The sequence below is a fragment of the Streptomyces sp. NPDC025793 genome, assembly GCF_055558375.1.
This window is the reverse complement of record NZ_JBVHMR010000005.1, coordinates 190,695-216,321: the sequence shown is the minus strand read 5'-3', so window position 1 is coordinate 216,321 and position 25,627 is coordinate 190,695. Positions and strand designations below refer to the sequence as shown.

Here is a 25,627-nt window from a genome sequence, read left to right as displayed (position 1 = left end):
CGGCGGATGGGTGCCGCGGGCCACGGGTAGTGCCCCGGCCATGACGCAGCCGTTCGAACTCCCGCACTTCTACATGCCGTATCCCGCACGGCTCAATCCGCACCTCGACGAGGCGCGGGCCCACTCCACCCGGTGGGCACGCGAGATGGGCATGCTGGAAGGCTCCGGGATCTGGGAGCAGGCCGACCTGGAGGCGCACGACTACGGGCTCCTGTGCTCCTACACCCACCCCGACTGCGACGCTCCCGCCCTCTCCCTGATCACCGACTGGTACGTGTGGGTCTTCTTCTTCGACGACCACTTCCTGGACATGTACAAGCGCACCCAGGACCGCGCCGCCGGCAAGGCCCATCTCGACCGTCTGCCGCTGTTCATGCCGCTCGACCTGAGCGCCGGGGTGCCCGAGCCGCAGAACCCGGTCGAGGCCGGGCTGAAGGACCTGTGGGCGCGCACCGTACCGGCGATGTCGCAGGACTGGCGGCGTCGCTTCGCCCTCGCCACCGAGCATCTGCTCAACGAGTCGATGTGGGAGCTGTCGAACATGAACGAGGGGCGGATCGCCAACCCCGTCGAGTACATCGAGATGCGCCGCAAGGTGGGCGGCGCCCCCTGGTCGGCGGGGCTCGTGGAGTACGCGACCGCCGAGGTGCCCGAGGCCGTCGCCGGCACCCGGCCGCTGCGCGTCCTCATGGAGACGTTCTCGGACGCCGTCCACCTGCGCAACGACCTGTTCTCCTACCAGCGCGAGGTCGAGGACGAGGGCGAGAACAGCAACGGCGTCCTGGTCCTGGAGAAGTTCTTCGGCTGCACCACCCAGGAGGCCGCCGAGACCGTCAACGACATCCTCACCTCACGCCTGCACCAGTTCGAGCACACCGCGCTCACCGAGGTCCCGGCCGTCGCCCTGGAGAAGGGCCTCACCCCGGACCGGGCCGCCGCGATCGCCGCCTACACCAAGGGACTTCAGGACTGGCAGTCCGGCGGCCACGAATGGCATCTGCGCTCCAGCCGCTACATGAACCAGGGGGCGGTGACGCAGGCGCCCTGGCAGTTCCCGAGCGGCCCTGGCACGTCGGCCGCCGACGTCGGCGCCCTGCTCGCCTCCGCCGCACGGCAACGGCTGCGCGCCTACACGCATGTGCCGTTCCAGAAGGTCGGCCCGTCCGTGCTGCCCGACTTCCACATGCCCTACGAAGTGAGCCTGAACCCCCATCGGGAGAGCGCCCGCGACAACCTCGTCGCCTGGTCGCACCGCATGGGCATCCTGGAGGAGGGCGTCTGGGACGAGGACAGGCTCACCGCCTTCGACTTCGCCCTCGCCGCGGCCGGCATCGACCCCGACGCCACCCCCGAGGCCCTCGACCTCAGCGCCCAGTGGCTCGCCTGGGGGACGTACGCCGACGACTACTACCCGCTCGTCTTCGGTCACCGCCGGGACCTGGTCGGGGCACGGCTGAGCACGGCCCGGCTCTCGGAGTGCATGCCGGTCGAGGGGGCGCCGGCCGTCACTCCCGCAGGCGGCATGGAGCGTGGCCTGGCCGACCTGTGGACGCGCACCACCGCGGGGATGGACACCGAGGAGCGGGAGGCCCTCAAGGCGTCCGTCGACGTGATGACCGAGAGCTGGGTGTGGGAGCTGTCCAACCGGCTCCAGAACCGCATCCCCGACCCCGTCGACTACCTGGAGATGCGCCGCGCCACCTTCGGCTCCGACCTCACCCTGAACCTTGCCCGCAGGGGCCACGGCCCCGCGATCCCGCCGGAGGTCCACCGCAGCGGCCCGGTCCGGTCGCTGGAGAACGCCGCCGTCGACTGCGCCTGCCTCCTCAACGACATCTTCTCGTACCAGAAGGAGATCGAGTACGAGGGCGACATCCACAACGCGATCCTGGTCGTGCAGAACTTCTTCGGCGTGGACTATCCGACCGCGCTGCGCGTCGTGCACGACCTCACGACCCAGCGCATGCAGCAGTTCGAGCACGTCATCGCCCATGAACTGCCCGTCCTGTACGACGACTTCGCGCTGTCGACCGAGGCCCGTGCGGCCATGGACGCCTACGTCGCCGACCTGCAGAACTGGCTCGCCGGCATCCTGAACTGGCACCGCAGCGTCGACCGCTACCGGGCCGGGTTCCTGGCCCGCCGCGCCCACGGCTTCCTGCCCGGCCGCGCACCCGCCGTCCCGGCGCTGTCGCTCGGCTGACCGTCGCGGAATCTTCGCGTACGGAACGGGATGTTCGGGGAACTTTCGCGTGCTCTGCGGAGTCTTGAGAGGTAAGGGGAACAAACAGAGACACAACAAACACAGACACCGAGTCAAGGACACACGGGGGTGTTCGAACTTGACCGAGATCACCGAGACGCCGGAGAGGCTCGCCGGGGGGAACGAACGGCGGGAGGTTCCGGCACCGGGTGAACTGACGCCGTACGCCGCGCCGTTGACCGTGCCGCCGGTCCTGCGTCCCGCGGCGGACGACGTCCTGCACGAGACCGAGATCGCCGTCCGTCCGACCTGGGTGCGCCTGCACCCGCAGCTGCCGCCGACCCTCATGTGGGGGTACGACGGACATGTGCCGGGCCCGACCGTCGAGGTGCGGCGCGGACAGCGCGTCCGCATCGCCTGGACCAACCGCGTACCGAAGGACGCGGAGTTCCCGGTCACCTCCGTCGAGGTGCCCGCGAGCGCGCCCGGCACCCCGCCGCCCAGCACCGAGCCGGGCCGCGGGGGAGTCGAGCCGGACAAGGACGTCGCCGCCCTGCCCGCCTGGACGGTGACACATCTGCACGGTGCCCAGACCGGCGGCGGCAACGACGGCTGGGCGGACAACGCCGTCGGATGCGGCGACGCCCAGCTGTCGGAGTACCCGAACGACCACCAGGCCGTGCAGTGGTGGTACCACGACCACGCCATGAACATCACGCGGTTCAACGTGATGACGGGCCTGTACGGCACCTACCTCCTGCGGGACGACGAGGAGGACGCGCTGCGGCTGCCGTCCGGGGAGCGGGAGATCCCGCTGCTCCTCGCCGACCGCAACCTCGACACCGACGAGGACGGCCGTCTCAACGGCCGGCTGCTGCACAAGACGGTGATCGTCCAGCAGCGCAACCCGGAGACCGGAAAGCCGGTCTCCATACCCTTCACCGGCCCGTACACCACGGTCAACGGCCGCATCTGGCCGTACGCCGAGGTGGACCCGGCCTGGTACCGCTTCCGGCTGCTCAACGCCTCCAACGCGCGCATCTTCGACCTCGTCCTGATCGACGAGCACGGCACGCCGGTGCCGGGCGTCGTGCACCAGATCGGCAGCGACGGCGGGCTGCTGCCGCGCCCCGTGCCGGTCGACTTCGAGGGCGAGCTGCCCACGCTGACCGCCGCGCCGGCCGAGCGCTTCGACCTGCTGGTCGACTTCCGCGCGCTGGCGGGCCGGACCCTGCGGCTGGTCAACAAGGGCCCGAACCAGCCGCCGGGCGTGCCCGACCCGGCCGGTGACGTGCGGTACCCGGCGGTGCTGGAATTCCGGATCGGCGCGTCGTGCGAGGAGGAGGACACCTTCGAACTGCCCGAGGTGCTCTCCGGCTCCTTCCGCCGCCTCACCCACGACCTCCCGCACCGCCACCGCATGGTCCTGCTCACCCCGCCCGCCACCAAGGGCGCGGGCGGCCACCCGGAGATCTGGGAGCTGACCGAGGTCGAGGACCCGAGCGGGCTCCCACTGCCGGCCGACGGCATCGTGCAGGTCACCGGGTCCGACGGCACCACCAGGACATACCGGCGCACCTCGCGGACGTTCAACGACGCGCTCGGCTTCACCCTCGCCGAGGGCGGCTACGAGCAGTGGAGCTTCCTCAACCTCGCGCCGATCGTCCACCCCATGCACATCCATCTGGCCGACTTCCAGCTGCTCGGCCGGGACGCCTACGATGTCTCGGGCTTCGATCCGGCCGTCGGCGGCACCCGCACACCGATCCGGTACGACGCCGGCCGGACGATCCCGCTCGCACCCAACGAGCGGGGCAACAAGGACGTCTTCCGGGTGCCCGGGAACCAGATGCTGCGCGTCATGGGCCGCTTCGACGGGGCGTACGGCCGCTTCATGTACCACTGCCACCTGCTGGAGCACGAGGACATGGGCATGATGCGGCCCTTCGTCGTCATGCCGGCCGAGGCCATGAAGTTCGACCACGGCGCCGGGCACGGCGGCGGTCATGAGGGGCACATGGGCTGAGCGGAGATTCGGGTCGGCCGCCGGCGGCCGACTCGTGCGCGGCGGGCCTCAGGCCGGCCGGGCGAGCCCGGACGTCGCGTGCGCGACCGCGGCTCGCGCCAGCGCCCGGACCATCGGGTGAGGGTGCGAGCCGTCGCCCGCCAGCTCCGGCTGGAACAGGGACGCCAGGAAGAAGGGGTGGCCCGGCAGTTCGGCGACCCGCGGATTGCCGTCCTCGTCGTGCCCGGAGAACCGCAGCCCGTGGGCGCCCAGCGTGTCGAGGTGGCGGGTGGGGCCGTAAGCGCAGAAGTACCGCTCGACCGTGCGCCGCGCGCCGATCACGGACTCCGCCAGCGAGCCCGGCTCGATCGTCACCGCCGCCTCGTGCCCCACCAGCGAGCAGGCCAGCGGCTCGATGAGCGGGTCCACGGCGTCCGGGTCGTTCTCGGCGTGCGCGACCCCGGTCAGCCCGCACACGTTCCGGGCGAACTCCAGCAGCGCGTGCTGGAAGCCGCCGCACGTGCCCAGGAACGGAATGCCCTCCTCACGCGCGGTGCGCACGGCCGCGAGCACGCCCGCCTCGCTGCGGTACGGGCTGCCCGGCAGCACCCACACGGCGTCGAACCCGCGCACCGCGCCCTCGGTCTCGGCGTCCTGCGAGGGGATCCAGTAGGCGTCCAGGACCAGCCGGTCGCGCTCGGCGAGCGCCTCCAGCAGGCCGGGGATGCGGGTGTGCGAGACGACGTGGGGGGAGCGGTCGCCGACGAGGGCGACGGTGGCGGTGTTGTCCATGGCCCCATCCTTCGCGCACCCCCTCGTTCACGTCCAACGATGATTCCTGCACGCTCGATAAGCAACGCTGATGGTGATGGGATGCTGGGCCCATGGACCCGCATCTGCTGCGCACGTTCGTCACCGTGGCGCGCCTCGCCTCCTTCTCGGAGGCCGCCCGCGAGCTGGGCTACACCCAGTCCGCGGTCTCCCAGCACATCGCCGCGCTCGAACTCGACCTGGGCGCACCCCTGTTGACCCGGCGGCCCGTCGCGTCCACCGCGGCCGGTGAACGGCTGCTGGAACACGCGGGCCCGCTGCTGCTGCGCCTGGAGGCGGCCCGGGCCGACGTCGTCCGCATGTCTGCCGTGCCCGCACCCGGCCTCACCCTCGCCGCCACCCCGACCGCCCTCGGCCCCGCCGTCCTCGCCGCGCTTCCGACGGCCGGCGTCACCGTGCGCGTCCTCGCGTACGAGGAGATCCCGGCCGCCGTCGCCACCGGCGGCGCGGACCTCGGCCTCGTCGCCGGGCTCGCCGCGCCGAGCGATCCGCTGCGGCTGCCCGACGTGGCCCCGCTGACCACGCACGGCGTCGCCGAGGAGCCCGTCAGCGTCCTGCTGCCCGCCGGGCACCCCCTCGCCGGACGGCCCGGACTGCGTCTCGGCGACCTCGCCGACGCCTGCTGGCTCGACGCGCCCGACGCCGCCCTCCCGCTCGACCAGTTGCGCGCCGCGAACGGCGGCGGCGCGTTCCGCCCGGCGCTGCGCTACGAGGGCACCGATCTGCACACCCTCACCGCCCTCGCCGCCGCCGGCCACGGCCTCACCCTGCTTCCCCGGTCGGCCGCCGGCGCCGTACCCGGCACGGTCGCCGTCCCGCTCACCGCACCCCGGGTCGTGCACCGTACGGAACTCCTCCACGGGGCCGGCCCGGGGGCGGCGGCGGGGGACGTCGTGCGGAAGCTGGTGGGCGGGATGTGACGGCGCGCCACCGAGGTGCCATGACTACCCTGCGCCACCCTCCGGCCAGTCTCACTCGTTCGTGTCTCGTCGCGGCCCCGCGCGCCGGGTAGAGCATCACCCGGAGGCGAGCGAACCATGGAACAGACTGCGTTGCGGCCCAAGCCCATGCCCGGACAGGACCCGCGCGACGGCGCGGGTGCCGACCGGGCCGAGTGTGCCGACCACGGCGATGTGGGCCCGGTCCGGCGCCCGCATGCCGCGCACCGGCGTGGACAGCGGCTGCGGGGCATGCTGTTCGGCCTGTGCGCCGGCACCCTGCTGGTGCTCTCCGGCGTCGGCATCGGCACGGTCGGCGCCACCGTGATCGGCATGAGCAGGCTCGCCGAACTGCGCCACCGGACCCCGCCGTCCGCCCCCGCGGCCAGGGCCCCCGCGACCGCGCCGAGCCCCGCTCCGGTGCCGCCCGCGGCGACGCTCGGCGTGGAAGCCGTCGACGCTCAGAAGGCGGGCGCGCTGGTCGTGGGCGTGCACGTGCCCGGCCCCGGATACGCCGCGGGCCTGGTCCGCGGGGACGTCCTGCTCCAATTCGGCCCCGCGCGCGTGGACAGCGCCGCCGACCTGGCCCGCGCCGTCGCCCACGCCCGCCCCGGCCAGGGAGTGCTCCTCACCGTGCGTCACCGCAGCGGGGGCTACCAGCAGTTGACCGCCGTACCGGGCGTGGTGACCTGACCGGGACGCGCCCGAGCCCGCACCCGGTCCACGGGAGGCCGCTTCGGTCACCCCGGCAGGCCCACTGGTCGCCGTCCGCCCCGCGCGCCATGATGGCCCCATGCCGAGCTCCTTCTCCCGCGACCGCACCCCGTGGAGCGCGTCGGCGACGGCTCGCGCCACCCCGGCCGGCCGGGCAGGATGCTGCACGAGACGCCATCACCCAGTACTCACCCGCGCTCGGAGGACCGGATGACCGGTAACCCGCCCCCGCCCTTCACCGCCGCCGACCACCGGGCCCGGATGGAGCGCGCCGCGCGCTGCGCCGCCGACGCCGGACTGGCGGGGCTGCTCGTGGCGCCGGGACCGGACATGGTGTGGCTCACGGGCTACACGCCCACCGCCGTCACCGAACGGCTCACCGTGCTGGTCCTCACCCCCGGCCACGACCCCGTGCTCGTCGTGCCCACCCTGGAGGCGCCGGACGCCGAGCACGCGGTCGGCGCCTGCGCGCTCACCCTGCGGGACTGGACCGACGGCAAGGACCCCTACGCCGTCACCGCCGCCCTGCTCGACGGCAAGGGCCGCTTCGGCATCAGCGACAACACCTGGGCGATGCACCTGCTGGGTCTCCAGCGGACCCTGCCGGACACCTCGTACGCCTCCCTCACCGATGCCCTCCCCATGCTGCGCGCCGTCAAGGACGCGGCCGAACTCGAACTCCTCGCGGCGGCCGGAGCCGCTGCCGATGCAACGTTCGAGGAGATCCGGAAGGTTCCCTTCGCCGGCCGCCGCGAGTCCGACGTCGGCCACGACCTCGCCGCGCTGCTGCGCCGCTTCGGCCACTCCCAGGTCGACTTCACCATCGTCGGCTCCGGACCCAACGGCGCCAACCCGCACCACGAGGTCGGCGACCGCGTCATCCGGGACGGCGACATGGTCGTCCTCGACTTCGGCGGCCTGAAGGACGGCTACGGCTCCGACACCACCCGCACCGTCCACGTCGGTGAGCCCACCGAGGAGGAACACCGCGTCCACGACATCGTCCGCGCGGCCCAGGAGGCAGGCGTCGCGGCCGTACGGCCGGGCGTCGCCTGCCAGGAGGTCGACCGCGCCGCCCGCGCGGTGATCACCGACGCCGGGTACGGCGCGTACTTCATCCACCGAACCGGGCACGGCATCGGCGTCACCACGCACGAGCCGCCGTACATGATCGAGGGCGAGGAACAGCCCCTCGTGCCCGGCATGTGCTTCTCCGTCGAGCCCGGCATCTACCTGCCCGGGCGGTTCGGGGTGCGCATCGAGGACATCGTGACGGTGACCGAGGAGGGCGGCCGTCGTTTCAACAACACCACCCGCGAGCTGGTCGTCGTGGGCTGACCGGCCCGGGGAGACCCGCCCCGGTCCCTCTTCCCGACTTTCCCCGAACGGCAACGGCGCGATCCATGACCCAGGCACCGACACCCACCGCGGACACCGTCCGCCGGCTCGTCCGCTCGCTGACCGACGAGCACGCGGCCGGTGGCGGAGGACCCGAGGTCCGGCCCGTCACGGCGGGCGGCGAGCACTCCACCTGGTGGGTCGGCACCCGGCATGTGCTGCGGCTCGCCCTCGACCGCGAGGCCGCCCTGCGCCAGCGCCGCGAACTGCGCCTGCGCGACCTGGTACGGCCGTACCTCCCCGTCGCCGTCCCGGCCGGCGTCGCACACGGTGAGTGGGCGCCGGGCCTCACCTACACGCTCGACACCCGGATCCCCGGCGGCAGCGCCGAGGAGCACGACGTCTCGGCCGTCGGCGAGGCCGACCTGGCCGGACTGCTCACGGGGCTGCGCGCGGTGCCGGCGCGGCAGGCCGAGACGATCGGGGTGCCGCGTGTCGCGCCGCGCTCCCTGGAGGCGCTGCGCCGCATGGCCGTGGCGGCGGCCGAACGCCTCGCCGCCGCCGACGAGTTCGACCCCGTACGCCTGCACCAGCTCACCCCGCCCGGCGCGGCCCACCTCGCCGCCCAGGCCGGCGGTGCCGTGCTCGTCCACCACGACCTCAAGGGCGAGCACCTGGTGGTCAGCGCCGACGGCAGGGTGCGCGGCGTCCTCGACTGGACCGACGCGGCCGTGGCCGACCCGGCCGAGGACATCGCCGGGCTCGTCCTCGCGGTCGGCTCCGGCGCGGCGGTCCGCGCGGCCACCCTCGCCGGCTACGGCGCCCGCCCCTGCCTGCGCGGCCTGTGGCTGGCCCGCTGCGACACGGTCCTGCGCCTCACCGACCGCCTGGAGGGCCGCGACGACAGCCCGCTGCCCCTCCTGCGCACCCAACTGGGCCGCGCCTGGGAACCGATCATGCTGGAACGGGTGACGGACCTGAAGGAGGACGACCAGGACGCGTAGCGTGCGTGCGCGCGAGCCGGCCGGGCTCAGGGCTGGGACAGCACCACGCAGGACTCCCCGGGCAGTTCCAGCAGGCCGTTCGAGCCCGGGGCCGCGACCGGGTCCCAGGCCGCGAGGACCACGGCGGGACGGGCACCCAGGGGGATCGCCGCCGGTTCCTTGCCCAGGTTCACGGCCACCCGTACGTCGCCGCGCCGGAAGGCGAGCCAGCGGGCCTCCTCGTCGTACGCCACCTTGGTGTCGGCGAGATCGGGGTCGGTGAGGTCCGGCTGCTCACCGCGCAGTGCGATCAGCCGCCGGTACCAGGCGAGCACGCGCGCGTGAGGCTCGCGCGCGTGCTCCGACCAGTCCAGCACGGAGCGGTCCCGCGTCGCAGGGTCCTGCGGGTCCGGTACGTCCTCCTCGGCCCAGCCGTGCGCCGCGAACTCCCGCCGCCTGCCCCGCCGCACCGCCTCGGCCAGCTCCGGATCGGTGTGGTCGGTGAAGAACTGCCACGGGGTGCCCGCCGCCCACTCCTCGCCCATGAACAGCATCGGCGTGAACGGCGAGGTCAGCGTGAGCGCCGCCGCGCAGGCCAGCAGGCCGGGGGAGAGCCGGGCCGCGAGCCGGTCGCCCTGCGCGCGGTTGCCGACCTGGTCGTGGGTCTGGCTGTAGCCGAGGAGGCGGTGCCCGGCCACGCGCGCGCGGTCCAGCGGGCGGCCGTGGCACCGGCCCCTGAAGCCGGAGTACGTGCCGTCGTGGAAGTACCCCCCGGTCAGCGTCTTGGCGAGCGCGGCGAACGGGGCGCGCGCGAAGTCCGCGTAGTAGCCCTGTGCCTCACCGGTCAGCGCCGTGTGCAGGGCGTGATGGAAGTCGTCGTTCCACTGCGCGTGCAGCCCGAGGCCGTGCTCCGCGCGCGGGGTGATGTACCGCGGGTCGTTCCGGTCGGACTCCGCGATCAGCGACAGCGGCCGGCCCAGCTCCTCGGCGAGCGCGTCCACGGCGGCCGACAGCTCCTCCAGGAACGGGTACGCGCGCGTGTCGTGCAGCGCGTGCACCGCGTCCAGGCGCAGTCCGTCGATCCGGTAGTCCCGCAGCCACGCCAGCGCGCTGCCGAGCAGGAACGCGCGCACCTCGTCCGAGCCGGGCGCGTCCAGGTTCACCGCCGAACCCCAGGGCGTGTGGTGCGTGTCGGTGAAGTACGGCCCGAACGCGGGCAGATGGTTGCCCGACGGACCCAGGTGGTTGTGCACCACGTCCAGGACGACCCCGAGGCCCAGTTCGTGGGCGCGGTCGACGAAACGCTTCAGCGCCTGCGGGCCGCCGTACGGCTCGTGCACCGCCCACAGCGACACTCCCTCGTACCCCCACCCGTGCCGCCCCGGGAAGGGACACAGCGGCATCAACTCCACGTGCGTGACGCCCAGTTCCACGAGGTGCTCCAGCCGTGCGGCGGCCGCGTCCAGGGTGCCCTCGGGGGTGAACGTCCCCACGTGCAGCTCGTAGAGCACCGCGCCCGGCAGTCCGCGCCCCGCCCACCGCGTACGCCACGCGTACCGGCCGTGGTCCACGACCGCGCTCAGCCCGTCCGGGCCGTCCGGCTGGTGGCGCGAGCGCGGGTCGGGCAGGACGGGACCGTCGTCCACCGCGAACCCGTACCGGGCGCCGTCGTCCGCCTCCGCCTCCCCCGTCCACCAGCCCACGCGCTCGGGATCGCGCCCCAACGCGCGCGTGGCGCCCTCACAATGGAGCGTCACTCGGTCTGCCTGCGGTGCCCACACCTCGAATTGCACGGACGGTTCCCCTTCGTCTGCTCACCGTGATGATGTCCCGCGGCCCCCATCGTGCCGTCCGGACGATCAATGTGCTCTCGAATTCGGTCTTTCCCGGCGGGTGTCGCGGAACGCACGCACGCGTGGCACCGATTCCGCGTTTTCTGGACACTAGGGGTTCACTGACCGACAATCACCTGCGTGACGTCGTCATTCGAGTTCTCCACGTACCCCGCGCGGCTGTCCGACGCGGAGCGCGACAAGGCGCTAATGGTGCTGCGCGACGGCGTCGCCAAGGGGCGGCTGTCGCACGACACGTTCGTGCGCCGCATGGAGCTGGCGCTCGCCGCCCGCCACGCCGACGAACTGGCGGCCCTCGTCGCCGACCTGCCCCGCGAGAAGCGCCTGTCCCGCGCGGTCTTCGGCAGCGTGGAGGCCGTCTCCGCGTTCACCGTACGGCTGCGCCGCGCCTGGCAGGCCGAGCGGCTGCCGAAGCTGCTGCTGCCGCATCCGGGGCAGACCCACCCGCTGCGCATAGGCCGCGACCCCGCCAACGGGCTGCGTCTGAACCACGAGACCGTCTCCCGCGTGCACGCCGAGCTGGTCCGCCAGGGGGAGACGTGGGTCCTCAGGGACCTCGGCTCCACCAACGGGACCACCGTCAACGGCCGCCGGGTCACCGGCGCGATCGTGGTCCGCGAGGGCGATCTGGTCGCCTTCGGCCGCATGGGGTTCCGGCTGGCCGTGAGCTGAGCCCGTCGGCCGAGGCGGCCGGTCGCGTTCGAACAGACGCTCTTCACGCGTGCGCGTGCCGTCCCGTTCGAGTGAGCCGGAGGAGCCGGACTGCGGAACGTGCGCCGGCGTGCCGATGCTGGGGAGCATGACGTACCTCACGAGAGCGACCGCGGCGGTCGGCGCCGTGCTGGCGGCCGCCGGGCTCCTCGCCGCGGGCCCGGCCCACGCGGCGCCCCGCGACCGGCTCACCGGCAACTGGCTCCATCTGACCGTCGTCAAGGGCGAGACCGGCAACGGTCCCACGCGCAGCACCCTGCTGCTGTGCGACCCGCCGCGGGGCGGCCACGCGCGGGCCGCCGAGGCGTGCGCCGAACTCTCCGCCGCCGGCGGCGACATCGGCCGTATCCCGCCCGAGCACGTCTTCTGCCCGGCCCTCTACTCCCCGGTGGCCGTCCACGCGCACGGGCGGTGGAACGGCCGGCCGGTCGACTTCCGGCAGACCTACACCAACACCTGTGTCATGAACGCGCACACAGGAGCGGTGTTCGCCCTGGACGCGTGAGCGCCGGGTGCGGCGGCGCGGCTCACCCGGCCCGCTCGCGGGCCTGCTGCGCCGCCACCAGCACCGTCCGGGACTGATGCTCCACCTGGTGCTCCAACGGCACCCAGCGGGCCCGGAAACGCTCCGCGAACGCGTCGCACCAGTCGGCCACGAGGTGCTCCAGCCGCGGCACCGCGTGGTCGTCGGTCTCCCGCAGCACCCGCAGCAGCATCGCCGCCGCACGCAGCGGAAGCCGTCGCCCGAAGGCGTCCACACTGCCGACGTACGCCATCGTCGTACCGGCCGGCGGGGTGTGGATCCAGTCCTCGGCCAGGCCCGGGATCAGTCCCAGCACCCAGCGCGAGGCCCGCAGCAGCGGACCGTCCAGGCCGTCCAGCCGGGGCTGCGCCTCGGCCAGTATCCGCTCCACCTCGCGCGCGTCCCCGGTCAGCCGCCGGGCCAGCCGCCGTATCGCCGCCGCCGGCGCCGGGTGCGGCGCCCGGTCGTCCACCAGGTCGCTGGCCCACATCGGGACCTCCACCACGGCCGTCAGACCGCCGTAGCGGTGCGCGTGGTACCAGGTGCTGTGCCGCGCGTCGTCCGGCATGCTCGGGTAGGCGACGCCCGTCTCCGGGCCCGGCATGACGTGCACCCCGGGTCCGGCGGCGGGCCAGCCGGCGGCGTCCGAGGCACCCGTCTCCACCGGGATGTGCAGCTGCGCCGCGGACTTCGCGAACGGCTCGGCGAGCCCCGGCACGGGCCTGGTCAACTGCACCCAGCTGCCGCCCAGATCGGTGCCGTGCAGCGTCACCTGGAGGTACGGGCGCAGTTCGTCGATCACCCCGGTCAGCGTCCGCGTCTCGGGCGGCAGCCGGTCCGGCGGCAGCACCGACGGCGACCACTCCGGCTGCTCCGCGCCCGTCGGCCGGTAGAAGCCGAGGTGGTAGTCGAGCAGACTGCGCGGCGCCGGGGTCACGTGCAGACTCGCGCCGTCCGGGTCGGCACACAGCAGGAAGTGCCACGAGGTGCCCGAACGCAACTCGCGCTCGGCCAGGGCGCGTTCGGCCAGCACCCGCAGGGTGGAGCCCCCGGTCGGTTCGTTGGCGTGCGCGCCGGCCACCACCAGCACCGCCCGCCGGGCGTGCCCCACCGAGAGCAGGTGCAGGGGTCTTCCCGCGCGTGAGACGCCCACCTGCCTGAGCGTGCACAGCCCGGGTTCCTGAGCGGCCAACGCCTGTGCGGAGGCGATCAGTTCGGGAATGCTGGGATAGCGCAGCTCCGGCAGGAAACTCACCCCCGACCCGTCCGCCCGGCTTCGCCCTCCCAGTCCCGCACGGGATGGGTGAACTGTCAAGCATACGGCGGGGGAGGCGCCGGGGGCGCCCGGACGCAGTCGCCGGGACGCGGTGCGGGCACTGTGTGCCGTGGGTGCACTGCTGGTGCAGGCCGCGTCCCGCGAGCGCCGGTAACCCGCTGGAACCCCTCTCAGTCCTCGGCGACGCGCTCCAGCAGCGCCACCGGGCGCCGGGCGAAGAGATCGGCCACGCGCGCGTGGCCGGTGAACTCCCTGCCCGCGGCGAGCACGTCCGCCCACCGCCCCGGCGGCAGCGCCAGCCGTGTCTCCCGCCAGCCGCCCGCCTCCGCGAGCCGCAGGGACAGCCGGGTGACCGCCGTGACCACCGCTCCGGAGCGGGCGAAGGCCACGCAATGGGCGGCCGCCGGGCCCTCGGCCGTCAGCGGGGTGTACGTCGCCGTCGTGCCGAAGGCGTCGGGGCGCCGGGCACGCAGCCGGAGCGCCGCCGCCGTCAGGGCGTCCTTCTCGCCGGGTGCCTCGGGCGGGAAGGACACCGGACGCCGGTTGTCCGGGTCCACCAGTGCCCGGTACTCGCCCTCCGTGCCCTGGTACACGTCCGGCACCCCCGGCATCGTCAGATGGACCAGCGCGGTGCCGAGCACGTTGGCCCGGACGTGCGGCTCCAGCGCCGTGCGGAAGGCGGCCACGCGCTCGCTGGGCGACCCGCACGGCCCGGCCGCGACGAAGGCGGCCACCGCCTCCTCGTACGGCGGCTCCTGCTCCGTCCAGCTGGTGTACAGGCCCGCCTCGCGCACGTGCTTCAGCAGCGCCCCCTGGACCCGCTCCGCCGCGGCGGGCCCCAGCCCGAACACCGTCTGCCAGGCCGCCCAGGCCAGCTGCCCGTCCGGCACCCCCTCCTCCGGCAGCGTCACCTCGGCGATCAACTCGGCCCACCGCGCGGGGCATTCGGTCAGCACGGCCAGCGCCGCGCGGACGTCGGCGCTGCGCTTGGTGTCGTGCGTGGTGACCACCGTGCCGGTGGCCGGCCAGTCGCGCTGCACGCGCGCGCAGTACGCGTGGAACTCCTCCGGGCAGATCCCCGGCCGGCCGGGATCGCCGCCCACCTCGGTCGCCGACAGCAGCGGCACGTAGCGGTAGAACGCCGTGTCCTCGACCGACTTGGCCCGCAACGCCGACGCGGTCTGCGCGAACCGGGTGCGCAGCTCCGCCCGGTCCGCGCCGTCCCCGGCCGCGGCCTCGGCCGGGTCGGTCAGCAGCCGCCGTACGACGTCCACCGCCCCGGCCTCCTCGGGGACGACGAAGGCACGCCGGGCCTCCTCGGCGGCCTCCTCGGTCACGACGGCGGCCGCGTCGCCGGACGCGTAGGGCCGGTACACCCGCATCCGGACCAGCAGTTCCACCAGGGCCGTGCGCAGCGCCCAGGGCGCCCGGTCGCGCAGCGCGAGATCCGGCGAGGCCGCGCACAGCCGGGCGGCCACCCGGGTGAGCCGGTCCGTCTCGGCGGCCAGCTCGTGCGTGAGCACCTGGTAGGCGGCCCGGCGCGCGGTGGCCGGCCAGTCCCCGCCCCGGTCGGTCTGCGGCACCGCGAACCGCCGGTACGCGGTGCGGAGTTCATCCGCCCCGGCCCGGTCCGTGAACAGGCCGTCGACCCGGCGCAGGGCGTCGTACCCGGTGGTGCCCGCGACGGGCCAGGACGGCGGCAGGGCTTCACTGTCGGCGAGGATCTTCTCCACCACCGTCCAGCGCCCGCCGCTCGCCGCGTGCAGCCGCGCGAGATAGCCGTCGGGGTCGGCGAGCCCGTCGGGGTGGTCGACGCGCAGCCCGTCGAGCACGCCCTCGCGCAGCAGCCGGAGGACCTTGGCGTGGGTGGCGTCGAACACCTCCGGGTCCTCCACCCGCACCCCGATCAGCTCCGAGATGCTGAAGAAGCGCCGGTAGTTCAGCTCGGTGCGGGCCAGCCGCCACCACACCGGGCGGTACCACTGGGCGTCCAGCAGCTCCGCCGGCGGCAGGCCCTCGGTGCCCGGGCGGAGCGGGAAGGCGTGGTCGTGGTGGCGCAGCACGTCGCCGTCGACCACGAGACGCCCCTGTTCCGTGCCGACGGGGCCGCCGAGCACCGGCAGCAGCAGCTGACCGTGCCCGGCCTCCCAGTCGATGTCGAACCACCGTGCGTACGGCGAGGCCGGCCCCTCGCGCAGCACCTCCCACAGGGCGTGGTTGTGCCGGGGAGCCATCGCCATGTGGTTCGGCACGATGTCCACGACCAGGCCCATGCCGTGCTCCCGCGCGGTCCGCGCCAGCGCCCGCAGGCCCTCCTCGCCGCCCAGTTCCTCGCGCACGCGCGCGTGGTCCACCACGTCGTAGCCGTGCGTGGAGCCGGGCACGGCCTCCAGGACGGGGGACAGATGCAGGTGCGAGACGCCGAGCGACGCCAGGTACGGTACGGCCGTCGCCGCGGCGGCGAACGGGAACGCGGGCTGGAGCTGGAGCCGGTAGGTGGCCGTGGGCACGCGTGGTCCGGGTCGCACAGGAGTCATGGAAACCTACGTACCCAGACCGCCCGGTTTCGTGTCATCGGTCCCTGCACGCACGCATGCGCGCGTGCCTAGCTTCGAGTGATGGGGACAACGCCTCGAACCACGGGGACGACGGGGGCGACGGGGGCGGGGAAGCCGGAGCGGCGCCGCACGCGCGACACCTACCGTCAGGTGATCGCCCTGACCGGACCGCTGCTGCCGTGCGTGTCCTTCCTGGGCCGGCTGCCGACGGCCACCGTCCAGTTCGGCAGCGTGCTCCTCGTCGCCCGGACGAGCGGCTCCCTGTCCGCCGCGGGGCTGGCCGGTGGCGCGCTCGCGCTCGGCCAGGTGGTCTGCGGCCCGGTGGTGGGGCGGCTCGCGGACCGGCACGGACAGCGCAGGGTCGTGCTCGCGTTCTCGCTCGCCAACGCGCTCGCGGTGGCCTCCCTGGTCGCCGGCGCCCTCGCGGGCCTGCCCACGGCCCTCCTGGCGCTGGTGGGGGCCGCCGCGGGTGGCACCGTGCCGCTGGTGGGCCCGCTGGCCCGCGCCCGGCTGATCGGGCTCGCCCGCCGGGCCGGAGCCCCCGAGGCCACCGTCGGCGCCGCGCTGTCCTTCGAGAGCACGCTGGACGAGATGTCCTTCGTCCTCGGCCCGGCCCTGGTCGGGCTCGCCTCCGTGCTCGCCCATCCGGCGTACGCGATGGGCGGCGCGGCGGCCCTGGTGGCCACCTGCGGCACCGCCTTCGCCCTGCACCCGACCGCCTCGGCCGCCGCACCCGCCACCCCGGAAGACCCCGACCCGGCACACGCGCGTGACACGCATCCGGCCGAGTCCCCCGCCCGCACCCACGCGCGTGCCGCCGAGCCGGCCGAAGACCGTGCCTGTGCCCGCGCGTGTGCCGCTGTCGTGGCTGAAGTCCGGGGTCGGACCCGCGTGCGCGACGGGGATTCGGCTGAAGACCGTGTCTCCGCCGCCTGTGCGTGTGCCGCCGAGTCGGACGTGGGCGGTGCCTGTGCCCGCGCGTGTGCCGCTGTCGTGGCTGAAGACCGGGGTCGGACCCGCGTGCGCGACGGGGATTCGGCTGAGGACCGTGTCTCCGCCGCCTGTGCGTGTGCCGCCGAGTCGGACGTGGGCGGTGCCTGCGCCCGCGCGTGTGCCGCCGAGCCGGCCGGGGACCGTGCCTGTGCCCGCGCGTGTGCCGCTGGCGTGGCTGAAGACCGGGGCCGGGCGCGTGTCCGTGTCCGTGACGGGGGTTCGGCGGAGGGGTGTGGGTGTGTCCTCGCGCGTGCCGCGAGTGCGGCCGTGCGCGCCCGCATGCCCGGCTGTGTGCACGCGCTGCGCGCGGCTCTCGCCCTCCTGGGCGCCATGTTCGGTGCCTGCCAGTCCGGCATCACCGCGCTGACCGCCCGGCTCGGGCAGGAGGACCGGGCGGGGCTCGTGTACGCCGCCATGGGCGTGATGAGCGCCGGGGCCGGGCTCGCCATGGCCGCCGTACCCGCCCGCTTCGGGCTGCGCCTGCGCTGGCGGCTGGCCACGGCGGCCGCGCTCGTCCTGTCGCTGCCGCTGCTGCGCACGGACAGCCTGCCCGGCCTGTACGCCGTGGTCACCGTGCTCGGGGTCGCCTACGCGCCGCATCTGATCACGGTGTTCGGGCTCACCGAGCGCGCGGTGCCGCCGGCCCGGCTCGCGGAGGCGATGGCGGTCGCCACCAGTGCGCTCGTCGGCGGACAGGCCCTCTCGGTCGCCGTGACCGGCCGCCTGACCGACGCCTGTGGCCCCGTCGCGGCCTTCGCCGTGGCGAGCACGTCGGCCGCGCTCACCCTCGTGATCGCCCTGACGGCCCGTCCGACGACCCACGCCGGACGGGCCGAACACGCCGCACACGCGCGCGCGGACGACGTACCGGCCCGCACGTCCTCCTGAGCGCCACCCACCCCCGACGTCAGGCCGGCCGCTGCAGCACCGTCAGGCTGCGGTCGGGCAGGGTGAGTCGGTCGCCCGCCCCGACCTTCGCCCCGCCGCCCGGTGGCACCCCCTCCGGGCGGGCCGTGTCGACCACCACCTGCCACTGCCGGCCGTGGTCGACCGGCACCAGGAACTCCAGCGCCTCCGGGGAGGCGTTGAACATCAGCAGGAAGGAGTCGTCGGTGACGCGCTCCCCGCGCGGGCCGGGCTCGGAGATGGCGTTGCCGTTGAGGAACACCGTCAGCGCGGACGCCCGCGCCGAGTCCCAGTCCCGCTGTGTCATCTCGGCGCCCTCCGGGGTGAACCAGGCGATGTCGGAGAGGGCGTCGTGCGTGCCCTCCACCGGCCGCCCGTGGAAGAAGCGCCGCCGCCGCAGCACCGGGTGGTCCCGCCGGAGCCACACCATCGCGCGCGTGAACTCCAGCAGCCACCCGGCCTCGTGCCCGTCACCGGCCCCGTCACCGGCGGCTTCCCCGATCCCGTCGGCGGTGCCGGGCCAGTGCACCCACGACAGCTCGTTGTCCTGGCAGTATGCGTTGTTGTTGCCCTGCTGGGTGCGCGCGAACTCGTCGCCGTGGCTGATCATCGGCACGCCCTGGGACAGCATCAGCGTGGCGACGAAGTTCCGCAGCTGCCGCGCGCGCAGCGCGCGCACGTCCGGGTCGTCGGTCTCGCCCTCGACCCCGCAGTTCCACGACCGGTTGTGGCTCTCGCCGTCCCGGTTGTCCTCGCCGTTGGCGTGGTTGTGCTTGTCGTTGTACGAGACGAGGTCGCGCAGCGTGAAACCGTCGTGGCAGGTGACGAAGTTGATCGAGGCCAGCGGGCGGCGGCCGTCGTCCTGGTACAGGTCGGAGGACCCGGTCAGCCGGGAGGCGAACTCCGCGAGCGCCCGCGGCTCGCCCCGCCACAGGTCCCGTACCGTGTCGCGGTACTTGCCGTTCCACTCGGTCCACAGCGGCGGGAAGTTGCCCACCTGGTAGCCGCCCTCGCCGACGTCCCACGGCTCGGCGATCAGCTTCACCTGGGAGACCACCGGGTCCTGCTGCACCAGGTCGAAGAACGACGACAACCGGTCCACCTCGTGGAACTGCCGGGCCAGTGTCGCCGCGAGGTCGAAGCGGAAGCCGTCGACGTGCATCTCGAGGACCCAGTAGCGCAGCGAGTCCATGATCAGCTGGAGCACGTGCGGGGACCGCATGAGCAGCGAGTTCCCGGTGCCGGTGGTGTCCGTGTAGTAGCGCGGATCCTCGGCGAGCCGGTAGTACGACGGGTTGTCGATGCCCTTGAACGACAGCGTCGGGCCCAGGTGGTTGCCCTCGGCCGTGTGGTTGTAGACCACGTCCAGGATGACCTCGATCCCGGCCTCGTGCAGCGCCCGGACCGCCGACTTGAACTCCAGCACCTGCTGTCCGCGGTCGCCCCAGGAGGCGTACGCGTTGTGCGGGGCGAAGAAGCCGATCGTGTTGTAGCCCCAGTAGTTGCTCAGGCCCAGGTCGGCCAGCCGGTGGTCGTTGACGAACTGGTGTACGGGCATCAGCTCCAGAGCCGTCACCCCGAGCCCGGTCAGATGGTCGATGACCGCGGGGTGGGCCAGCGCGGCGTACGTGCCGCGCAGCTCCTCCGGCAACCCAGGGTGACGCATGGTCAGGCCCTTGACATGGGCCTCGTAGATGACCGTGTGGTGGTACTCGGTGCGCGGCGGCCGGTCGTCGGCCCAGTCGAAGTACGGATTGATCACGACCGAGGTCATGGTGTGCGGCGCCGAGTCCAGGTCGTTGCGCCGCTCCGGAGCGCCGAAGTGGTAGCCGTACACTTCCTCGCCCCACCGGACCGAGCCGCTGACCGCCTTCGCGTACGGGTCGAGCAGCAGCTTCGCGGAGTTGCAGCGCAGCCCGCGCGCGGGGTCGTACGGGCCGTGCACGCGGAACCCGTAGCGCTGTCCCGGCATCACGCCCGGCACGTACGCGTGCCGCACGAACGCGTCGCTCTCGCGCAGTTCCACCGCCGTCTCCGAGCCGTCGTCGTGCAGCAGACACAGCTCTACTCGGTCCGCGGCCTCCGTGAAGACCGCGAAGTTGGTTCCGGCGCCGTCGTAGGTGGCGCCGAGCGGATACGCCTGTCCAGGCCAGACCTGCATGCACACGACTCTGACAGGTGATCCGCCCGCCCGGGGCCGTGACGGCCCCCGAGTCTCCCGAAAGTAACGAAACCTCACCTGCCCCCGGAGCGGGCGCGCGGCGCCCCGGCATCCACCGCGGTGCCGCTCACCAGCGCTGACGGAGCTCGGGTGGGCCCCGCCCGCCACCCCGCGGACCGTCCCCGCTATGAATCCGCTCACTCCCCGTGACACAGGGCCGTCGAATGGCCGTCGGCACAGGCCGGGTTGAGGAAAACAGTTGGACAACCGACCTGTCCATCCGGCTGCAACCCCTACCGCTCCCGGAGTACCCTTCCTTGATCGTTGGGACGGGGAAGGCCCCGGGGCGCGGAAGGCGGTGCACGGGTGGGCTCGGGAGGGCTGGAGCTGCCCCCTGGTGACGAGGGTCACGAGGGGAACTCCACAGACGTCCCGCCCGGCGCGGTGTCCCTGGCCCGGCCGATGGACGCGGGCTCCATCGGGCCGGAGTTGGACTGGGGCGCCGACGCCTGGCGCGAGGTGCGCACCCGCGCCCAGCGGGCCGGCCGGGCCTACATCTGGCTGAACCTCGTCGAACAGCGGCTGCGCGCCGTCGTGGCCGCCGTGCTGCGCCCCATCTACGAACCCGTCCACGCGGACGACTGGGTGGTCGCCGCGGCCGGACCCGCCGGGCAGGAGTGGGTGCAGCGCGCGGTCGCCGTCCGCGAGGTCAGCCGCCGCAAGGGCTATCTGCTCGACCCGGCCGACGACAACGTGCTCAGCTTCCTGACCCTGCCGCAGCTGCGCGAGCTGATGGTGCAGCACTGGCCGTGCTTCGAGCCGTACTTCGACGAGCGCCGCGACCTCGAACTCGCCCTGGACGAACTGGAGGTGACCCGCAACGTCGTCTCCCGCAACCGGGCCCTGTCCGAGACGGTGCTGAGCCAGGCCGAGCGGGCCTCGGCCCGCCTCCTGGAGATGCTCGGCGCGGGCGGGGACGTCCCCTCCGCGCGCCGGCTGCCCGTCGACGCGGTCGAGGACCTGGTCGGCGACCGGTATGCCGACGTGGTCGCCGTCCACGCCGACCGAGTGCGGCTCATGCGCCAGTTCCCCGCCGAGGACCTCTTCGCCGGCGCCCGCCGCCTCGACGCCACCGGCATCGGCCTCAACCTGCTGGTGCAGAACTTCTCCGGGCGCCGCCTGATCCGCCTCGCCGAGTCCGGCTGCCGGGTACGGCTGCTGTTCCTCAACCCGGCCTCCAGCGCGGTCAAGCGCCGCGAGCGCGAACTGGGCATGAAGCGGGGCGAGCTGAGCCGCTCGGTCGAGATGAACATCCTGCACATGCGCCGGGTGCGCTCCCGGCTGCGCGACCCCGGCGCCTTCGAGATCCAGGTGTACGACGAGACGCCCCGCTTCACCGCCTACCTGGTGGACGGGGACGGCGCCGACGGCATCGCCGTGGTGCAGTCCTATCTGCGTGGCGCCCGGGGGATGGAGTCGCCGGTGCTCGTGCTGCGCAACGGCAGCAAGCTGGTGAAGTCGGACGACGTCAGTGAAGCCGGGCTCTTCCCGACATACCGCGAGGAATTCGAGCTGTCCTGGGCGGATTCGCGTCCTGTGTCCTGAACTGTCCGTCGGGGTAAGCGGAATCCCGTCCTCGGATTGTCAGTGCCGCGTGCGAGGGTGGAGACCACTGGGGGAAAGCACCACCGAGAAGGGGGGCCGCCATGGGCTGGCACCGTGAGCTGCTGATCGGCTTCGATCTGGAGACGACCGGCACGGATCCGCACGAGGCACGCATCGTCACCGGGGCGGTGATCGAGGTCAGGGCCGGGGAGCCCGTGGGGCGCCGGGAGTGGCTGGCCGATCCCGGGGTGGAGATCCCGGCCGACGCGGTGGCGGTGCACGGCATCAGCACCGCGCGCGCCGCGGCCGAGGGCCGGCCCGCCGACCAGGTGGCCGACGCCCTCGCCGAGGCCCTGACCGGGTACTGGAAGGCGGGCGTCCCGGTCGTCGCCTACAACGCGGCCTTCGACCTCACCCTGCTCTCGGCCGAACTGCGCCGCCACGGCCTGCCGTCCCTCGCCGACCGCCTCGGCGGCACCCCGCCCGCCCCGGTCGTCGACCCCTACACGATCGACCGCTGGGCCGACCGCTACCGCCGCGGCAAGCGAAACCTGGAAGCGGTCTCCGCCGAGTACGGCATAGTCCTCGACCGGGCCCACGAGGCCGCGGCCGATGCCCTCGCCGCGGCCCGCCTGGCCGGCGCGATAGCCGACCGCCACCCGAAGATCGCGTCCCTGAGCCCGGCGGACCTGCACGGCCGCCAGATCGAGTGGTACGCGCAGTGGGCGGCGGACTTCCAGGCGTTCCTGCGCCGCAAGGGGGATGCGGAGGCCGTGGTGGACGGGGCCTGGCCGCTGCGGGAGTTGGCCGAGAGCCGCCCCGCGTAGCGATCAGCCCCGCGGCAACCCCGCGACACGCTGCGGTCGTTGCTGCGGCACGCTCAGAACGGATACCAGCGCACCGACTCGTCCCCGTCCCGCAGTGACGCCACCCGCCTGCGGAACTCGGCCAGTGCCTTCGGGTTGCTCGCGGCGTGCTGGGCCACCCAGGCGCAGCTCGCCGTCTCCCGGGCGCCGCGCAGGACCGAGCAGCCCGCCCAATCCCGTACGTCCCAGCCGTACGCCTCGGTGAAGGAGTCGTACGCCTCGGCGGGCAGCCCGTACCGGTCGCGGGAGAGGGCCATGACCACCAGATCGTGCTCGCGCAGGTCGGCGGAGAAGGTCTCCAGGTCGACCAGGACCGGTCCGTCGGGCCCGATGTGCACATTGCGGGGCAGGGCGTCGCCGTGGACGGGGCCCGGCGGCAGATGGGGCGTCAGCGCGGCCGCGGCCGCCGCGAAACCGTCCCGGCGCGTGCGGAGGTAGGCAGCGTCCTCGGGGTCGATCGCGTCCCCCGCGAGCCGCAGCCAGCGCTCGACACCGCCCAGCAGCTCGCGCGGCGGCAGGGCGAAGGGAGGAGAGGGAAGCGCGTGCACGATCCGCAGCAGCTCCGCCAGATCGCGCGGCTCGGCGGGCCGTACCGGCTCCGGCAGCCGGTGCCACACCGTCACCGGGTGCCCCTCGGTCAGCCGCGGCTCCGGCTCGGCCGCCCGCACCGCCGGCACGCCCGCCTCGGCCAGCCAGCCGGCGATGTCCAGCTCGCGCCGTGCTCGCTCCAGCAACTCGGCGTCCCGGCCCACCTTCACCACCAGGTCGCCGGCGGCGAAGACCGCGTTCTCCCCGAGGGCGAGCAGCCGCGCGTCCCCGGCCCGACCCGGCAGCACCCCCGCCGCGGCCAGTACGTCCCGTGCCCGTCCCTCGTCCATCGTGCCTCCGTGCGGTCGGATCTCCCCGGTCAGTCTCGCATTCGCACAGGTCGGGTGGCGTGCCGGGCCGGGTGCGCGGTCCCTCGACGCGTCCCCGGGCGTTCACCGACGCCCAGTCGGGCCGCACCCGGGCCACCCGCTGGACCGGCGCCCTGAACTTCCAGGACCCGCTGGGACGGCTCGTATACAACCCGGACGCCGGCATCCTCGACGAGACCCTGTGCGACCTCGTCTCCGGGCCGGGAAAACCACTTGGGCGAGACGTAACGTCTCGTCTAGCCTCTGGGGCATGACCAGCTCCGCACACATCGCCGTGTTCTCGATCGCCCAGCACGGCCACGTGAACCCCAGCCTGGAGGTGATCCGGGAACTCGTCGCCCGGGGCCACCGGGTCACGTACGCCATCCCCCCGGTGTTCGCCGAGAAGGTGGCCGAGACCGGGGCCCGGCCCGTCCCGTACACCTCCACGCTGCCCGCACCCGGCGCCGACCCGTCGGCCTGGGGGACGACGCTCCTGGACAACGTGGAGCCGTTCCTCGCGGACGCCGTCCAGGCGCTTCCCCAGCTCATCGAGGCCTACGCAGGCGACGAGCCCGACCTCGTGCTGCACGACATCGCCTCCTATCCGGCCCGCGTCCTCGCCCACCGCTGGGGCGTCCCGGCGATCTCCCTCTCGCCGAACCTCGTCGCCTGGGAGGGGTACGAGAAGGAGGTCGCCGAGCCGATGTGGGCGGAGCCCAGGAAGACGGCGCGCGGGCAGGCGTACTACGCCCGGTTCGAGGCCTGGCTGAAGGAGAACGGGATCAACCAGCACCCGGACCCGTTCGCCGGACGCCCAGACCGCTCGATCGTGCTGTTCCCGAAGGCCCTCCAGCCGAACGCCGACCGGGTCGACGAGCGGGTCCACACCTTCGTCGGCGCCTGCCAGGGCGACCGCGCAGGCCAGGGCGACTGGCAGCGGCCGGCCGGCGTGGACAAGGTCGCGCTGGTGTCCCTGGGCTCGGCCTTCACCAAGCAGCCCGGGTTCTACCGCGCGTGCGTCCGCGCCTTCGGGGACCTGCCCGGCTGGCACCTGGTGCTCCAGGTCGGCCGCCATGTCTCCGCCGCCGACCTGGGCGACGTACCGGCCAATGTCGAAGTGCGCGACTGGGTACCGCAGTTGGCGATCCTGAAGCAGGCGGACCTGTTCGTCACGCACGCGGGCGCCGGCGGCAGCCAGGAGGGCCTCGCCACGGCCACCCCGATGATCGCCGTACCGCAGGCCGTCGACCAGTTCGGCAACGCCGACATGCTGGTGGCGCTCGGCGTCGCCCGGCGGCTGGACACCGAGGAGGCCACCGCCGACCGCCTGCGCGAGGCCGCCCTCGCCCTGGTGGACGACCCGGAGGTGGCCCGCCGTCTGAGGGCGCTCCAGGCCGAGACGGCCCAGGAGGGCGGCACCCGCCGGGCGGCCGACCTCATCGAGGCGGAGCTGGCCCGACGCGCCGGCGCACAGGGACAGGCGGCGTGGAACGAGGGATGTCCGTTCCGCGGTCAGCGCACAGGTTTGTGATTACAGAAGCTTGTTGAACAAGTCACAGCTGCGTGGAGAGGTTGCTCCGGCACCCGCCCATCGGCCAGAGTTTCGCGCAGTCCGCCTCGTGCGGGCCGGCCGTCGTGCCCACCCCCACGGGGCACGACGGCCGTTCTACGCTGGCCCGATGACGACCTACGCGGCGCTGTTGCGCGGCATCAATGTCGGCGGCGCCAAGAAGCTGCCCATGGCCGACCTGCGCGCCCTGCTGACCGGCCTCGGCCACACGGGCGTACAGACCTATCTGCAAAGCGGCCAGGCCGTGTTCGGATCGGAACAGGGCGACGAGGAGTCGCTGGCGGCGCAGCTGAGCCGGGCGATCGAGGAGCGCTTCGGCTTCCCCGTCGACGTGCTCGTGCGCGAGCACGCCTATCTGAAGGCCGTCGCCGAGGCCTGCCCGTTCCCGGCCGCCGACCTCGCGCCGAAGCAACTGCACGTCACGTACTTCTCCGCGCCCGTCACCGCGGAGCGCTACGCCGGGATCGACCGAAGCGCCCACCTCCCCGAGGAGTTCCGGCTCGGCGACCGCTGTCTGTACCTGTACGCCCCGGACGGTCTGGGCCGCTCCAAGCTCGCCGAGACACTCGCCCGCACCCGCCCGACCAAGGGGCTGATCGCCACCAGCCGGAACTGGAACACCGTGGTGAAACTGGTGGAGTTGACGGCACCACCGGCGTGACGCGGCCGGGCACGCGTGTGCGAGGCTCGCCCC

General features: G+C 73.7%; 19 protein-coding genes. 13 read left to right on the top strand and 6 right to left on the bottom strand.

The features are described from left to right. The first annotated feature begins 40 nt into the window (after positions 1-40). Entirely contained in the window at positions 41-2,203 is a 2,163-nt protein-coding gene (gene cyc2 / locus ACZ4MF_RS13305) for a germacradienol/geosmin synthase Cyc2 (RefSeq protein WP_467492133.1), read from the top strand. 148 nt (positions 2,204-2,351) lie between these two features. Next, the gene (gene phsA / locus ACZ4MF_RS13300) at positions 2,352-4,229 is read left to right on the top strand and encodes an O-aminophenol oxidase PhsA (RefSeq protein ID WP_467492300.1); all 1,878 of its coding nucleotides are present in this window, start codon (positions 2,352-2,354) and stop codon (positions 4,227-4,229) included. Between the two features lie 48 nt (positions 4,230-4,277). Here phsA and ACZ4MF_RS13295 read toward each other — a convergent pair whose 3' ends face one another. Continuing rightward, on the bottom strand, positions 4,278-5,000 hold the full coding sequence (locus tag ACZ4MF_RS13295; protein WP_467492132.1) for a CTP synthase C-terminal region-related (seleno)protein: 723 nt from the start codon (positions 4,998-5,000) through the stop codon (positions 4,278-4,280). Between the two features lie 92 nt (positions 5,001-5,092). On the opposite strand from ACZ4MF_RS13295, the gene ACZ4MF_RS13290 reads away from it, so the two are divergent. The 4 genes from ACZ4MF_RS13290 (at position 5,093) to ACZ4MF_RS13275 (ending at position 9,033) form a co-directional block, all read left to right on the top strand. Then, positions 5,093-5,959, top strand: a complete 867-nt coding sequence (locus ACZ4MF_RS13290; protein WP_467492131.1) for a LysR family transcriptional regulator — start codon at positions 5,093-5,095, stop codon at positions 5,957-5,959. 117 nt (positions 5,960-6,076) lie between these two features. Beyond that, complete coding sequence (locus tag ACZ4MF_RS13285; protein ID WP_467492130.1) at positions 6,077-6,670, top strand: PDZ domain-containing protein; 594 nt, start codon at positions 6,077-6,079, stop codon at positions 6,668-6,670. Positions 6,671-6,901: 231 nt separating this feature from the next. Continuing rightward, positions 6,902-8,029 carry an aminopeptidase P family protein gene (locus tag ACZ4MF_RS13280; protein WP_467492129.1) on the top strand — a complete coding sequence of 376 codons (1,128 nt, stop codon included), beginning with the start codon at positions 6,902-6,904 and terminating at the stop codon, positions 8,027-8,029. Between the two features lie 65 nt (positions 8,030-8,094). Further along, the gene (locus tag ACZ4MF_RS13275) at positions 8,095-9,033 is read left to right on the top strand and encodes an aminoglycoside phosphotransferase family protein (protein WP_467492128.1); all 939 of its coding nucleotides are present in this window, start codon (positions 8,095-8,097) and stop codon (positions 9,031-9,033) included. A gap of 26 nt (positions 9,034-9,059) precedes the next feature. On the opposite strand, the gene treZ is transcribed toward ACZ4MF_RS13275, so the two are convergent. After that, the gene (treZ, locus tag ACZ4MF_RS13270) at positions 9,060-10,805 is read right to left on the bottom strand and encodes a malto-oligosyltrehalose trehalohydrolase (protein WP_467492127.1); all 1,746 of its coding nucleotides are present in this window, start codon (positions 10,803-10,805) and stop codon (positions 9,060-9,062) included. 180 nt (positions 10,806-10,985) lie between these two features. On the opposite strand from treZ, the gene ACZ4MF_RS13265 reads away from it, so the two are divergent. Then, positions 10,986-11,537, top strand: coding sequence for an FHA domain-containing protein (locus tag ACZ4MF_RS13265; protein ID WP_467492126.1), 552 nt, complete (start codon positions 10,986-10,988; stop codon positions 11,535-11,537). A 127-nt stretch (positions 11,538-11,664) separates the two neighbouring features. Beyond that, complete coding sequence (locus tag ACZ4MF_RS13260; RefSeq protein WP_467492125.1) at positions 11,665-12,081, top strand: SSI family serine proteinase inhibitor; 417 nt, start codon at positions 11,665-11,667, stop codon at positions 12,079-12,081. Between the two features lie 22 nt (positions 12,082-12,103). On the opposite strand, the gene ACZ4MF_RS13255 is transcribed toward ACZ4MF_RS13260, so the two are convergent. Beyond that, entirely contained in the window at positions 12,104-13,354 is a 1,251-nt protein-coding gene (locus ACZ4MF_RS13255) for a M14 family zinc carboxypeptidase (protein WP_467492124.1), read from the bottom strand. 191 nt (positions 13,355-13,545) lie between these two features. Beyond that, on the bottom strand, positions 13,546-15,912 hold the full coding sequence (gene treY / locus ACZ4MF_RS13250) for a malto-oligosyltrehalose synthase (protein WP_467492123.1): 2,367 nt from the start codon (positions 15,910-15,912) through the stop codon (positions 13,546-13,548). An 81-nt stretch (positions 15,913-15,993) separates the two neighbouring features. Between treY and ACZ4MF_RS13245 the strand changes: the two genes are divergently transcribed. Then, positions 15,994-17,814 carry an MFS transporter gene (locus ACZ4MF_RS13245; RefSeq protein ID WP_467492122.1) on the top strand — a complete coding sequence of 607 codons (1,821 nt, stop codon included), beginning with the start codon at positions 15,994-15,996 and terminating at the stop codon, positions 17,812-17,814. 19 nt (positions 17,815-17,833) lie between these two features. On the opposite strand, the gene glgX is transcribed toward ACZ4MF_RS13245, so the two are convergent. Then, positions 17,834-19,993: a glycogen debranching protein GlgX gene (glgX, locus tag ACZ4MF_RS13240; RefSeq protein WP_467492121.1), complete on the bottom strand. Its 2,160-nt coding sequence runs from the start codon at positions 19,991-19,993 to the stop codon at positions 17,834-17,836. Between the two features lie 366 nt (positions 19,994-20,359). Here glgX and ACZ4MF_RS13235 point away from each other — a divergent pair, with 366 nt between their 5' ends. Continuing rightward, the gene (locus ACZ4MF_RS13235) at positions 20,360-21,598 is read left to right on the top strand and encodes an SAV2148 family HEPN domain-containing protein (RefSeq protein ID WP_356021846.1); all 1,239 of its coding nucleotides are present in this window, start codon (positions 20,360-20,362) and stop codon (positions 21,596-21,598) included. Between the two features lie 101 nt (positions 21,599-21,699). Next, positions 21,700-22,425, top strand: coding sequence for an exonuclease domain-containing protein (locus ACZ4MF_RS13230; RefSeq protein ID WP_467492120.1), 726 nt, complete (start codon positions 21,700-21,702; stop codon positions 22,423-22,425). A 53-nt stretch (positions 22,426-22,478) separates the two neighbouring features. On the opposite strand, the gene ACZ4MF_RS13225 is transcribed toward ACZ4MF_RS13230, so the two are convergent. Then, positions 22,479-23,342: a phosphotransferase enzyme family protein gene (locus tag ACZ4MF_RS13225; protein WP_467492119.1), complete on the bottom strand. Its 864-nt coding sequence runs from the start codon at positions 23,340-23,342 to the stop codon at positions 22,479-22,481. A gap of 289 nt (positions 23,343-23,631) precedes the next feature. Here ACZ4MF_RS13225 and mgt point away from each other — a divergent pair, with 289 nt between their 5' ends. After that, positions 23,632-24,894, top strand: coding sequence for a macrolide-inactivating glycosyltransferase (mgt, locus tag ACZ4MF_RS13220; RefSeq protein ID WP_467492118.1), 1,263 nt, complete (start codon positions 23,632-23,634; stop codon positions 24,892-24,894). A gap of 148 nt (positions 24,895-25,042) precedes the next feature. Continuing rightward, positions 25,043-25,594 carry a DUF1697 domain-containing protein gene (locus ACZ4MF_RS13215; protein ID WP_467492117.1) on the top strand — a complete coding sequence of 184 codons (552 nt, stop codon included), beginning with the start codon at positions 25,043-25,045 and terminating at the stop codon, positions 25,592-25,594. Positions 25,595-25,627 lie beyond the last annotated feature (33 nt).